The organism is Oligoflexus sp. (assembly GCF_035712445.1).
Lineage (GTDB): Bacteria > Bdellovibrionota_B > Oligoflexia > Oligoflexales > Oligoflexaceae > Oligoflexus.
Window position 1 is genome coordinate 1 of record NZ_DASTAT010000141.1, and the last position, 12,896, is coordinate 12,896.

Here is a 12,896-nt window from a genome sequence, read left to right on the forward strand (position 1 = left end):
CAGCGAATAAAGTCCCAGGAGGATGAACGCCCCGATGATCATGGCCATCTGCAGAAGGTTTTTTTCCCGCAAAGCATGAATGAGTTCAGGCCGTCCAATGACAGGCGGTCGAAAGAGTCCGTAGCTGGCCGCGCTGCTCGATATCTCGATGGAGATTTTGACTTCGGGCTGCAGCGGCAAGGGAGCCCAGACTTCACCGCCCATGGGAATCGAATGCTCGTGCTGGGCGGCGATGGATCCAAACTGCTGATCAAAGTAAATCACGTCGGTGGCCGGATCGGAAAGGATCACACGCCAGGCTCCGAAGACATCACGGATATTCAAAAACAAAGGATCGCGCAGATCCCGCGGCAGACTCACAGTGGTTTCCAGCCTCGAATAGAGCGCCTGCCCTTTCCGCACCTGCTCCAGGGAACGCCAGAGCGTAAAGGGAACACTGCGCAGGGAACCCGGTGCCGCACAATCGAGAGCGTCTCCAAGGCTCTGACAGAGCCATTCGCCATGCAGCTCGACCAGCTTATCCTCGGAGAAATCCCAGCTGGAAAGATCAGCAGTCCCCTGCTGAACCCTTCTGATGGGCTGGGATAAAGCGTGAGTGGCAAAGGTCAGCAGCATAAGGCTGAGGACCAAAAATTGGCTGTGCATGCGGGGATCCCTCCACGCCTTATGATCGGCAGAAAAGGAGGCATCCTGAAGATTTTCCTAGGGTTTATCTCGACCTGGCTGCATGATTCTACGAGGTTGACGGGCCCAGGATCCCGGCACAGCCTCGTCATCGACCCGCGTGGTCGAAGCACCATCCAACGCAGCAAACCTGCAGATACTATGGTTTTTTAGCTGAATGTTACGCAAAGGCAGGATTGCCAGTCTCCGAGCAAAAAGCATTCAAGTGTTTCCATGGCCTCTCCGATTCAGGAAATCAGGTGCCTTGACTCCAGGGCAGAACGAGGAGGCAACCATGAAAAGTCTTGCGGTTTTCCCATTGGCAGCCCTGCTGCTGACCCACTGCGGAAAAAAAACGGATGACGAATCAAGCCGGTCAGTGAATGATGATATCAAAAGCACAATTCCTGATGTAGGAACGATCATCATTGATCTTCCATCAGCCGTAGCCCCAGGCGGTGGCAACATACAACTCGCGGATGCCTCGGAAAACATCAAAACACTTTTCCTCGTGCCTGTCAGCTTCACCGGGGTAGCCGGCCAGATGACAACACTCACCAAAAGTATTATCGACCACATCTTTGGCAAACCCGTCTGTACGGATTCTGATACCAGCAATGATGAAGCGGATTGCAACGCCTATCGGGGAATTGTTACAGGGCAAGTGTCGGAAACACCGACCGTCTTTGAAGTTCCCAGCAGTGATTCCGATGCACCTTCGCATGTAAAATACTGGGCGAACCCAGCTGGCTCGGATTACGATGTGGGTATTGAACTCTATTGGCCCAATGGAAAAGGCTCATATGTCTCGGCGCTGCAGATGCAGCTCAGCAAAACGGGTGAGAAGCAAGGCAAGGGCGAACTCACATTCTTTCCGAATTATGATGGCGCGGGTTCAGCTCCGGATGTGATTGTCACCAAATTTGAGGCCACCGAAGATAAAAAGACGATGGCGCTGCAGATCTATTTTGAAGCGAGCACGCAACTGGCCTCCTTGGGTTTATCCGTTACGGATAGCAATGGCTTGATTAGCGGTTCGGGGTCTGCGATCCGACCTGCTCAGGCTACGGCGTCAGGGAATTTCGCACCCTTCCAGACCAAAGACGAGTTTGCGTATGTTTTCACCTTGGCCGCGGATGCCGCTCGTAACATTGCTGTGGAAAAAATGGCCGCCGTTCAGGCCGCGCATTACGCGGATGAGGCGAATTTCTTTACGAGCTATGGTGTCGACGGGCTTCTGAAAACGTTTACCCTCGACCTCTTGCGCAAGGACACGAGTAACTTCAACTGTACAACATCCGGCAAGTATATCTCCACAGACCTGCCGGTCAATATCTGTCAGTCGAATACCGCTGTGACGGATGCTGCCGTACTCACTGGGTTGGCTACGTTCTGCAGCAATAATCCGACGAATGACACCATCTGTCCCGTTGCCGGCCAGACCAGCCGCTGGGCCAATCCCATCTACCTCAATGCCGAGGGTTATGTCGGGAATGAGAGTTACCAAAAACCAGGCGACACGGCTTATGGACTTTTGGTGGAAGCTATGAATGCTGTCACGGTTTATACGCCGACGGCCTTGAAGGCTCAGACCATGCCTGAGCTGCCTGCAGCTGTGGAGGCTGTGGAATAAAAGTTTTCTTCGGGTTTATTTCAGCCGAGCTGCATGATTTGACGAAGTTGCCGGGCTGAGGCAGACTCAAGATCCCGGCGCAGCATCTTCATCTGCCAGGTTTGATCGAAGTTCCCTATCTGATCGAAAACCTCAAACACCTCAAGCCACTGGGAATCAAGGCTATCCTGAAGCCGCTGCAGGGGATGGTCCTGAAAGAGCATGCCGCCCGCGGCATCCCGCGTAAAACCCCGCACCGAATAGTCGATCACCGCCGCTGCAGGGCCAAGGCAGTCCAAGATAAAATTCAAAGATCGCAAAGGCGAAATCGTCCCGCAGCTGGTCAAATCCAGATCCACCCTGAGGCAAGGAGCTTCGTCCGCACTTCCAAAATCCGGATAGGTATGCGCGCAGAGGTGACTCTTATTCAGATGCATATGCACAGCCCCAGGCCCTGCATCACTCAGGAGCATCAGGGCCGAGGCGCCCCACGGTTCATAGTCCTGCCGCGAGCTGGCCAGCACCACCGCTTCAATGCGATCGGCGATCTCCTGCAGCATTTTTTCCAGGGACGCCGCCTGATAACGCTGCTGCAGTTCCTGGGAAAAATCGTGAGGCGACGGATGCACAAAATAAAGATTCGTGCGCAGCGACTTGGTGAGGTTATTGAATCCTTCCAAAAGATGCGCAGGACTTTCCGGCAGAAGACGCTTCATGATCCCGACCTCCCGAGTCGCCATAAAAATCCATCCAGCACATAATGAGTCAGCTGCGGCAGAGCCAGAAGCGGCACGATCCAAGGCAGGGACGTCTCCGCCACCGGCTGAAAATGATAGGAAAACCAGGGAAAAATCTGGGGATGATCGCTCCACACCCAGGCATCCCAAAAACCCTCTTCCATATAAGCCAGCACAAAAAGCGTCAGCACGAAAAGAAGCGGCGCCACCCAACGCCAGTCCGTGCGGCTGTCCGGTCGCCAGAATCGGGCACCGTTGAAAATCCAGATTATGGCCATATAAGGCAGGCCGTGGCTGATGATATTGGTGAGTGTAAATGCCAAATCATTGTTCCAGACGACAATACCAAATCCCCAGGCCGCTGCCGTCCCGAGGATGACAAGGTTCTTCGGCAGATTTATCGCGCGCGTTTTCCATTCCTGCGCGATGTAAGCGAGGGCAAGGCCAAGGGCGGCTGCATGCACATAGGGCAAAAGCCAGCTGACATTCCAAACAAAAATATCCCCGGCCATAAACCAACCGAATTCACGCGCGCTTCCCAGGTGCCAGACGATCAAAGGATAGAGGCTGGCGCTATAGATCGCGAGCTTATCGAGGACCGTGCTGCGCTGTCCTCTTTGATAAAAGCGCATGATCCCATAGGGCTGCCGTACAAAATGAAAGACGGCGAGATACGCGAGCGAACGCCAGAAAATATTCGGTCCGAGGCTAAAAAGGAGAACACTCACGATAAAACCAGCCAGAGGCACGATCCAAAGCAGTTTTGGTTTCATGCCGGCGCGATAGACTGTGGAATACACATGAGCCACATCAATGCCGACCACAGTCAGAAGCCAGACGCCCGGATGCAAGGGTTCATCCATCAAAGCAGGGAAAAAAGCCTGCAAAAAAGCGACCAGGAGCACCGCGAAAAAAGGCGGGGCCAGGATCCAAAGCAGATCGAAGCGTGCGGAATGCATCCAGGGTTGGGCTCGCATCAGCTTTGTCCCTGCCTCTGTTTCAAAACATGAAGAGCCGCGCTCCGCCCGCGGGCAAAAGCCTCTTCAAATATGGAAATGCCGCTCATATCACTATGCGCGAAAACAAGGTCAGGCCAAGGATTCGCCTGCATGCGCGCCCGATCCTGTCCCCAGATATAACCCGGTCGCGGTTGAATCATCGCGTGACCCCAAACCCAAAAATCCATGGCCTTCACACTCGGACCGATGCCGGGATGCATATGTTCCAGATCAGCCAGCACCAGCCGTTCCCAATCCTGGACCTGCCGCAGGCCCGCGATCATCCGCGCCACGGCGGGTTTTTGCGTGGCCAGGGGCCAGTAGGAACTCAAGACACTGGCTCCTTCATAGCGCCGAAGATTCTGATGCGTGGCCACGACATAACCCAAAGACGCCGAACCATAGGGCACGTTATCCCAGGCCAAAGCCGCTCCAGCTGATTCCGGCAGACGATCGACGGTGCAGTTCGCGACCATCCACGGCGCATAGCTCAGCGTTCCGTCAGGGGCCGCATGCTCCGGCAAAAGTCTTTGCGCGACAAAGCGCGGCAGGGCCACGATCAAAGCCTCGGCCTGCCAGCGCAGGGCACGTCCCTTCCGGGTCTGCCATCCATCCACCGCATATCCCGAGGCGTTTTTCTCGATACGAAAAATCAGTGTATCACCGATCCAGCGATCCTGCGATCGTCTCATGAGCTGCCGAATGAGCCAGGCGTTGCCCTCGGGCCAGGTCAGGATCGTGGCCCCTTCCCCGCGCTCCGCGTCACGCGCTGCAAAATAATGCAGGCCGGCCCAGGCGGAAACCTCCTGCCATCCCGTTCCATAATCATCGCGGCAGCAGTAATCCAGGTACCAGCCGAGGTAAGGGGAATGCCAGCCCTGTCCCCGCACGAAATCAGCAAAGTTCATCTGATCGAGTCGCAAGTATTCCGCATCACGCGAGGATTGATCCAAGGGAATGGCAAACAGCCGTCGTCCATCCCGACCTTTTTTATGCCGCAGCGTGCCGACGAAGTGAAAGAAGGCGCGCAGATCATCAGTATCTCCGGGCCCGAGAGCCTTCCAGGCAATCAAGCCCTCAAACCAGCGGCCTTCATAAAAAACGCGATCCTCGGGATCATGACATAAAAATTCGTCACGAAATAAAGGCTCACCGCGCGGCGACCAGCCCTTCAGAGCGCCGGCATCCTCCAAAAATTCGAGCAGATCCTTTTCCTCGGCATTTGGCAAAGGCAGATAATGCGCGCCCAATGGAAAAGCCGAGACCGCATTCCGTCCGCTCCGGGCATTGCCGCCGACCTCGTTGCCCATATCCAGCAGCCGATAGTCACGAAAACCCTGTTTTTCAAGGGTATAAGCCGCTGTGCAGCCCGCGACCCCGCCGCCCAGGATCAGGACCTTGAGCCTCTCGACGGCCTCGGGCGCGGGAAAATCCTGCGTCCTTAAACGATGTGCGCTCTGACTGTCATCACCGGAAAGCCTCAGCCCGCGACCCTTTTCATCACAGCCGAGCATCCAGGGAAGGGCCATGCCGCCCAGAAGAAGCTCCCGCCTGTTAATGGACATAACGCGCCCATTCCTCTTCAAAGGTTCGCACCAGAACCTGATTATCCAGGCGATTGATGGCTGAAGCCGTGGCCTGCATATCCGGGGGGAAATGAAACAGGGCCGGCAGAAGATCAGGGCTTAAAAATTTCAAACCGCGCGGCACATCCTTCGGGACCTTATAAGCCTGGCGTCCGGCCAGAACAAAACCCCATTCCCCAAACGAAGGCACATAAACATGATAGGGCGCCGTTTGAAAACCCACAGCATTCAGCGTATTGACGATGGTCCAGAAGGATTGCTTCGCATAGTAAGGCGAAGTCGATTGCACCACCATCTGCCCTTCCGGTTTCAGGGCCTGCTTCACCAGCTCATAAAAACGCGTGCTATAAAGTTTTCCTATGGTAAAACTGCTGGGATCGGGAAAGTCGATGATGATGAAGTCAAAGGACTGAGGCGCGGAGCGCAGCCATTGAAAGGCATCCTCATGCACGAGCGTCAGCTTAGGCGAGCGAAGTGAATCCTGATTCAGATCCCGAAGGATCGGATGCCGCGTGGCCAGGTCCGTCACCGCACGATCCAGATCAACCAGCACCACGTCTTTCACAGTTTCATAACGCAGCACTTCACGCAGCGCGAGACCATCCCCACCGCCGAGGATCAAAACCCTTTCGGCCTGGGGCAGACTCGCCAGCCCTGGATGGACCAAAGCCTCATGATAACGATATTCATCGGCCGAAGAGAACTGAAGATTCCCATTCAAAAAAAGCCGCGTATCCTGCTGATTCCGCGTCAGCACAAGGCGCTGATAGGGTGAACTCACCGCGGCAATCACCGGATCGGGAAAACTCTGCGATTCCGACCAGTTCGTCAGACGTTCCCCCAGCGCAAGGCCAGCGCCGCAGACCGCCAGGACTAAAAGCACCAGTATCCTCTGCGTATTCCGCCAGGCCTGGCCCTTTCCCAGAATTTCAAGAGCCGCCCAGGCCACCAGCACATTGCAAAGGCCAAAGAAAAACCCTGAGCGCACAAGGCCGAGTCGGGGGACAAGGATCAGGGGAAAGAGCAGCGAAGCGAGCAGGGCCCCCAGGTAATCAAAGGTGAAGACCTTGGCCACGAGGTCCTGGAACGCGTACTCATCCTTCAAAATCCGCATCAAAACAGGGATTTCAACACCAACCAGGATGCCGGTCACACTCACGAGGCTATAAAGAAGAATCCGAAAACTCGCGACCTGATCGAAGAGGCAGAACAGCACTGCGGCCGAGCTGCCCCCGACCAGAGCCAGCAAAAGTTCCACATGAATGAAAAAACGTAAGAGATCCCGCTTCACATAGCGGGAGAGCCAGGACCCCACACCCATCGAGGAGAGGTAGACACCGATCACCGTCGAAAACTGAGTGACCGAATCCCCTAAAAGATAGGACGCGAGCGTACCCGCGATCAGTTCATACACAAGTCCCGCGGTGGCGATGACAAAGACCGAAATCAAAAGAAGCAGGGCCACAGGCTCGTCCTATCCGCGAATGGCCGAAGCGATGATGATCGCGACGGCCAGTATGGTTGCCGAAGCCGTCAGGGCCAGCGGCAGGTTTTTTTCCTCGACGATTTCCTTCCACATGTGTCCGGGCGTCAGGCGATCGAAGATCACCATGGCCACGATCAGAATCACGATACCCAGTCCCGAAAACACCAGCGCGCTCATGATATACCGGCTCAGGCTTTCCACAACGTGTCTCCTCTGTCGTTAAACATCTTACTTATGATAGGTCCTATATCCACCGCTGCCACCACGACTGTAACCGCCACCCGAAGTGCCAAGCCCCGAGCCGCGATCATCAGAGCACGACCAGCCTGTCGAACTCAAAAAAAGAAAAAGGCAAGAGATCATAGCGCCTAATAAACGATAATAAAACATCCGCGTCTCCTAACCGTTCACATCACTGTCAGCCCAGCGTTTGCTTTCAAAACGCCAATCCCCCAAAAGAATCCAGAGGGGAAAGAGACTGACCAGAATCAGACACAGCACCAAGGGCGAGATGACCTTGACGTCTTTTTTCACCGTCACCCGCAAGGGAAAGTCCTGCTTCGAGAGGATCGAGGGATCGACCCAGCCCATCTCGGAGTTGATATCCAAACGATAGCGCCCCTGGTCGAGATGCTTTAAAAACACCTCATCCAGAGTATGCGACTCGCTTCCCTCGCTCCCGCTTTCATAGCGATAAAGATCGCGCCCGAATTCGATCGGAGCCGCAGCCTGGCCATCCTCCTGGACCATCGTGAAACGCAGATTGAGCCATGAATTCTGGAGCGGCGCATACACCTGAATCTTCACATTCGTGCCGCTCTTATCGAGGGTGAACGATTCCGAGCGCAAGAGCTGCACCGGGACCTTGCCATCGCGCAGGATGTTGGTATCCAAAACCGTCGTTTCCTGCTTGAAACTATTCATGAGAAGATGCAGGGCAATCAAAATCGCCGCAAAAAATCCCCAGTGTTTCAGATAGGCATTCCGCTTTTCCAGATAGCGCGAGGGCTGATTCGGAGCCACGCCCACTCGGGCCGGCATGGGATGCAGAGGACGGAAGGCCTTTTCAATATCCTCCGGCTCCACATAGGTGCCGGCCGACCACATTTCTTCCGTCCCATCCTCTTCACTGCTCAGAATATCCGGCGGCGCTATGTAGTCCTTGACCGTGACCTCATCGCCGATTTTCACCCGCCAGTAGAATTCGCCGAGCACGAACTTCACCCGCGCCTTGCCCTTTAAAAACAGGCGATAGCGCCGTCCACCCCAGCTGACCCAGGTCCCAAGCGCCGACTTCGGCCGATGCCGGGTCATATGCAGAAAGTTCCAGTGGCCCTGCGATTCGGTGAGCCAGCGAAAACCCTGAAAGGGGTTGAAGAGCAGGTATTCGCTCCAGACGTAATCGCCACTTCCATCGGACCGCACCATAAAACCGATGACCTGCCATGTTTCGCCGCGGAGTTTATTTTTGCTGCCGAGTTCCAGCAGCGGTTTCCACAGCATCGACTGCGAGGCTTTTTTCAGAATGCGCAGCCCCTGATGGTTTTCTTCCACCAGGGCTCCACAGGCGCGGCAGGCGTAACTCAAACTCTGACCAGGCGCATGAATGGCAATCGGCGAGCCACACTGCAGGCAGTTGAAGCTTATCTCACCAGCCATCGAGTTGCCTCAGTTGGGTAAATTTAAAGTCATTGAACTCAAGATAACGCCCCAGATACACATGCTGCGTGAGGCCGATTTTTTCGACCGAAAGAAATTCGCCCTTGGCGTTGCTGGCATCCACGCTCAGCCGTTCCTGACGGGCGGGTGCGGGAAACGGCATCTCCCCTTCCGTGGCCACGCAGGTCGCGGTCTTGATGTCATCGACTAAAAACATCTCGTGTCCTGGCACTGATATCAAAGCGCCGGCTTTGATGGTCGCAAGGTTCGGCACATCAGGCGCCGGTTCCACGGGAAAGGAGAGCATGTAAAAACCCTGGGCCTCAGCCAGCCAGCCAATGCGGCCCTTGGGAAAGAGCGCGCACCATTCATTCCAATAGCCATCGCGCCACTGAAGACGCTGACGTCCGATCAGCTCAAACGTCTCGCCCTTGTAAACGCCGCGCGTACCGATCTGCAGCGGCGTGATCTCGGGCGGCAGCGTGGCCATTTTCCCGAACACAGACCAGTCCTGATCGCGGATCATCGTCGTCTGGCAGTAGCTGCACACAATAAAGAGGGTCGCCGGGGACTGCACACGAAGAGCAGCCCCGCAACTCAGACAAGGTAGTTCCATAACTGTCCTTTAGATGCGCGAGAGAAGTTCGGCCTTCTTGCGATCGAACTCTTCCTGGGTCAGGATTCCTTTGGTCAAAAGGCCCTGCAGTTTTTCCAAGGTGGCGAACACATCCTCCTTGGGCGCCTCGCTGCCGCCTGTCGGCTGCTGAAAGGCCGAGGCCATCGCCTGACCAAAACCGACGCCGGCTCCGAGTCCGACGCCAATTCCGGCGGCTCCGCCTTCATTCTGAGCGGCCAGGGGCACGCTGTCGGCCACCTGGAACTGGGCATAGCGTTTCAGATCCCCCAATAGACGCATGGAACTGGCTTTATCCAGATATTTCTGCAGTTCCTCAGGCAGGCTGATGTTCTGAATCAGGAAGGTCGCAAGTTCGAGACCGTATTGGGCGAAGGTTGGTCTCAGAATCTCCTGGAGGGTTTTCGAGAAACGGTCCTGCTGCGCCGCCAGATCCATGAAGGCGACCTCGGCCGCTCCGAAATGACTGCTGAGAGCGGTCAGGACCATCGACCGCAGCTGGGCCTCCAGCTCGCCTGTCGCATATGCGGGACGGGTGCCGCTGATTTTCTGAAAAAAGAGGCGGGGGTCACTGATGCGATAGGAATAGGTTCCATGCGCGCGCAGACGAATCGGTCCGAATTCCTTGTCGCGGATGGTAATCGGATTCGATGTGCCCCAGCGCTGATCGATCTGCTCGCGGGTCGAGAAAAAATAAAGGTCCGATTTGAAGGGCGAGGCGAAGAGCTTGTCCCAGTTCTTGAGGTTCGTCAGAAGCGGCAGGGTCTGGGTGTTCAGAGTATAACGCCCAGGTCCGAACAGATCCGCGATTTTCCCTTCATTGACGAAGAGCGCCAGCTGCGATTCACGGACGGTGAGCTGCGCCCCATTCTGGATCTCGCGATCCTGCATCGGGTACTGCCAGCTCAGGAGGCCGTCTTCCGTCTCCACCCACTCGATGACGTCAATAAACTGCTTCTTCAGAAAATCCATGATACCCATGCGCTCATTCCTCTTTACTTTCGCAAGCGAACCAACTTGAACGGCATAACGTGGGACGAGTATACCCGCACGACCATTGAGGGCCAAGGCTTTGTGAATCTTTTCGTTCCCACCCGAAAATTACTCATGCTGCATTGATCCTTCACCATGACGACAAACTTGTTCAGGTCGGTGACATCCATTTTTTTCACCTGTGTCCCCTGCGATGCAGGCGTAAGACGGACTGGAATCGGACAGTGACAGCAAAGCGGGACACTATACAAAATTGACGCAGCACGAAAGCACGACAGAAAGTGTGGATTGCGGCACTCGCCTCGACTTTTTCGCGACAAACACGGCTAATATGACATAATTTGCCCGCTATTTGGACAGAGTGAAGCGGTTTTAAAAAATTTTGGGGGGACTTTGGAAATGTGGTACGGGCTTTGCTTTGTATTCTGCATGACCGGCCGCTGAGGTCGATCAAAGACTCAGGATGAGAATCCCAGTCGAAGCTGATCCTCGGGATCGAGGGAGAAAAGGATCCGCATCAGCTTCCGAATCAAAAATTTCCTCCCCCATTTCTTCATCATCACATCACAATTTCCAATCAACCCACATCATCCTGAGAAAACTCTCCCGCGAGAGTTTTTTTTCTTTTTGTCCAAATCCTCACGAAAGCCTACTGCAAATTAAAACTCGCACTCCGCATCACCCAGGAAGGAAAACTGGGAATCCGATCGATTGCAGTCGCCACGATACGGGCAGTGTAGGTTTCACCCTCATCGGTGGCTCCGGTCGGCAGCGTATAGCTCGCACTGGTGCCGGCGATCGGTTCCGACGCGAAGACCTTGATCCCCGCCGCATCGTAAACATGCACGGACCAGTGGTAATCCGTAACCGTTCCGAAGGGGGATCCGGTGAGTGTCACTTTTCTTGTGGCCGCTGTGTATTGGCCAGTGATCACCCCTGTCACCATGCTGGGAAATGTAAATGGAAACTCATTCACGATCCGCGTATCGCCCGTGCCCTGAGTGACCTCCACAAAGAACACCTGATTGGCTTTTGGGACAGCCGTGCTGACCAGTTCCACGCGTCTTGAAAAGGTTCCATCGCCCGCTTCGCCATCTTCGCTGTTGCCATCATCCGACAGTGTTTGATCCCAATCCGTATAGGAAGCTTCCCCCGTGTTGGGATCGAACCGCACGGACGAGGAGCCCGTGAAGAGGGTACTGGATCCTTTCACCAGCACTGCTGTTGCTTTTTCATCCTCAAAGAGCTGCGTGGTGAACATCAGAGTGCTGGCAAGGCTGCCATCACTTTGCACATCCTGCACAAGTTGGAGCGCAATGTACTTGACGACGCGCGGAAAATATTGGTCGCCATCATCCTGGGAAAGATCGGCAAGCTCGTCCGCATTCGCATCGCTATCAAAGGCGTCGGGGACTCCATCATCATCATCATCGGAATCAAACCAGTTGGGCAGGCCATCGCCATCGATGTCACCATCGCGATCGTTGGTCTGGCCATCGCCGTCGGTGTCGGCGGTGACCGTGGAGGTTCCAGCGGCCGTCAGACGCGCGCCAGCGCCGGCCGACAACGCCGCAGAAACTTCCAGGGCGTCGGGAATTAAATTATCATTCGCATCGGCAGCCTCATTCTTTTCCCAGGCCACGCTGCTGAAATCAGTGAAGTTGATAATCGGACCGTTATGGACGAGAGTCGGCAGCCGATTCTCCGTAATCGCAAAGTACTGGCGAACCTTGCCAGGATTCAGACCAACATAGGTCAGGATTGCTGAAAAACGATACTGCGGGTCGAGCAGCACCATGGTGTAGGCCACCGAGGTGTCGACGCCTTCTATACTATAGTTACCGACCGCGTTGACGACGCCTGAATGAGCAATGCCGGTATCGCGTTCCACCAGAGCCAGCACCCACTGATTCATTTCAGACTGGCTGCCTGTGACGCTTTTGATGGAACCTTTGATGGTTTCGCCTGATGGACTGGTCGCGGCCCCGCCTCCGCTCTCGCTCGCGCTCTTCGCGCAACCCAGGAGCATCAAGAGGAGCAGCACCTGACTGAGGTTTCTCTTGCTCAAAACCCGCCCTTCCACTATAAGGTCCCTTCCTACGGCTTTTCTACATGGGGGATCGGCAGAAACCCGGAAAAGTTGAGGAGTATCGGAACCCGGCAGGTCAGAAGGAAGGGACTCATGAGCGAGCCCACGCTTGGCAAATTCCAAAAAATCAACGAAAGTTTCCTTTGTGAAAACTGCGGTGCCAGCGTTCCTCCTGCGAAGCGCACCTGCCGCAACCACTGCCCTCACTGCCTTCACAGCAAACACGTCGATGTCTATCCGGGCGACCGGGCCAACAGCTGCCAGGGCCTTTTGCGGCCCATCGGTTATGAACTGAACGGCAAGAAGGGGCTCGTGCTTCTTTTTCGCTGCGCGCGCTGCAAGGCTGAGACACGCAATATCGCGCTGCTCGATGATCCCATACTGAGCGACGACTATCAGAAAATCCTGGATCTTACCCCGCGGGCTCCCCTACACTGAC

The 12,896-nt window shown here is 55.2% G+C and carries 12 protein-coding genes; 2 read left to right on the forward strand and 10 right to left on the reverse strand.

Going from position 1 to position 12,896, the window contains the following annotated elements; all coding sequences use genetic code 11:
* Positions 1-645 (reverse strand): hypothetical protein (locus tag VFO10_RS29650; RefSeq protein WP_325145649.1); only part of this gene is annotated, 645 nt, incomplete at its 3' end.
* Positions 646-958: 313 nt separating this feature from the next.
* Here VFO10_RS29650 and VFO10_RS29655 point away from each other — a divergent pair.
* Entirely contained in the window at positions 959-2,296 is a 1,338-nt protein-coding gene (locus tag VFO10_RS29655) for a hypothetical protein (protein WP_325145650.1), read from the forward strand.
* Positions 2,297-2,316: 20 nt separating this feature from the next.
* On the opposite strand, the gene VFO10_RS29660 is transcribed toward VFO10_RS29655, so the two are convergent.
* From VFO10_RS29660 to VFO10_RS29700, 9 genes are all read right to left on the reverse strand, one after another.
* Positions 2,317-2,991: an S-adenosylmethionine decarboxylase gene (locus tag VFO10_RS29660; protein ID WP_325145651.1), complete on the reverse strand. Its 675-nt coding sequence runs from the start codon at positions 2,989-2,991 to the stop codon at positions 2,317-2,319.
* Positions 2,988-3,989, reverse strand: a complete 1,002-nt coding sequence (locus tag VFO10_RS29665) for a hypothetical protein (protein ID WP_325145652.1) — start codon at positions 3,987-3,989, stop codon at positions 2,988-2,990. The genes VFO10_RS29660 and VFO10_RS29665 overlap by 4 nt, the downstream gene beginning before the upstream one ends.
* On the reverse strand, positions 3,989-5,575 hold the full coding sequence (locus VFO10_RS29670) for an NAD(P)-binding protein (protein WP_325145653.1): 1,587 nt from the start codon (positions 5,573-5,575) through the stop codon (positions 3,989-3,991). Before VFO10_RS29670 ends, VFO10_RS29665 begins: the two co-directional genes overlap by 1 nt.
* Entirely contained in the window at positions 5,565-7,061 is a 1,497-nt protein-coding gene (locus VFO10_RS29675) for a polyamine aminopropyltransferase (protein ID WP_325145654.1), read from the reverse strand. The genes VFO10_RS29670 and VFO10_RS29675 overlap by 11 nt, the downstream gene beginning before the upstream one ends.
* Positions 7,062-7,070: 9 nt before the next feature.
* Entirely contained in the window at positions 7,071-7,283 is a 213-nt protein-coding gene (locus VFO10_RS29680) for a DUF350 domain-containing protein (RefSeq protein ID WP_324955551.1), read from the reverse strand.
* A gap of 198 nt (positions 7,284-7,481) precedes the next feature.
* Positions 7,482-8,741, reverse strand: a complete 1,260-nt coding sequence (locus VFO10_RS29685; RefSeq protein WP_325145655.1) for a DUF4178 domain-containing protein — start codon at positions 8,739-8,741, stop codon at positions 7,482-7,484.
* Complete coding sequence (locus VFO10_RS29690) at positions 8,731-9,357, reverse strand: DUF4178 domain-containing protein (protein WP_325145656.1); 627 nt, start codon at positions 9,355-9,357, stop codon at positions 8,731-8,733. The genes VFO10_RS29685 and VFO10_RS29690 overlap by 11 nt, the downstream gene beginning before the upstream one ends.
* A 9-nt stretch (positions 9,358-9,366) precedes the next feature.
* Complete coding sequence (locus VFO10_RS29695; protein ID WP_325145657.1) at positions 9,367-10,356, reverse strand: SPFH domain-containing protein; 990 nt, start codon at positions 10,354-10,356, stop codon at positions 9,367-9,369.
* Between the two features lie 661 nt (positions 10,357-11,017).
* Complete coding sequence (locus VFO10_RS29700; RefSeq protein ID WP_325145658.1) at positions 11,018-12,436, reverse strand: hypothetical protein; 1,419 nt, start codon at positions 12,434-12,436, stop codon at positions 11,018-11,020.
* 114 nt (positions 12,437-12,550) lie between these two features.
* Here VFO10_RS29700 and VFO10_RS29705 point away from each other — a divergent pair, with 114 nt between their 5' ends.
* Entirely contained in the window at positions 12,551-12,895 is a 345-nt protein-coding gene (locus VFO10_RS29705; RefSeq protein WP_325145659.1) for an RNHCP domain-containing protein, read from the forward strand.
* The last annotated feature ends 1 nt before the right edge of the window (position 12,896 follow it).

Coding starts and splice junctions, on each gene's coding strand:
- VFO10_RS29655 (WP_325145650.1), top strand. CDS start 959: ATGAAAAGTCTTGCGGTTTTCCCATTGGCAGCCCTGCTGCTGACCCAC.
- VFO10_RS29660 (WP_325145651.1), bottom strand. CDS start 2,991: ATGAAGCGTCTTCTGCCGGAAAGTCCTGCGCATCTTTTGGAAGGATTC.
- VFO10_RS29665 (WP_325145652.1), bottom strand. CDS start 3,989: ATGCGAGCCCAACCCTGGATGCATTCCGCACGCTTCGATCTGCTTTGG.
- VFO10_RS29670 (WP_325145653.1), bottom strand. CDS start 5,575: ATGTCCATTAACAGGCGGGAGCTTCTTCTGGGCGGCATGGCCCTTCCC.
- VFO10_RS29685 (WP_325145655.1), bottom strand. CDS start 8,741: ATGGCTGGTGAGATAAGCTTCAACTGCCTGCAGTGTGGCTCGCCGATT.
- VFO10_RS29690 (WP_325145656.1), bottom strand. CDS start 9,357: ATGGAACTACCTTGTCTGAGTTGCGGGGCTGCTCTTCGTGTGCAGTCC.
- VFO10_RS29695 (WP_325145657.1), bottom strand. CDS start 10,356: ATGGGTATCATGGATTTTCTGAAGAAGCAGTTTATTGACGTCATCGAG.
- VFO10_RS29705 (WP_325145659.1), top strand. CDS start 12,551: ATGAGCGAGCCCACGCTTGGCAAATTCCAAAAAATCAACGAAAGTTTC.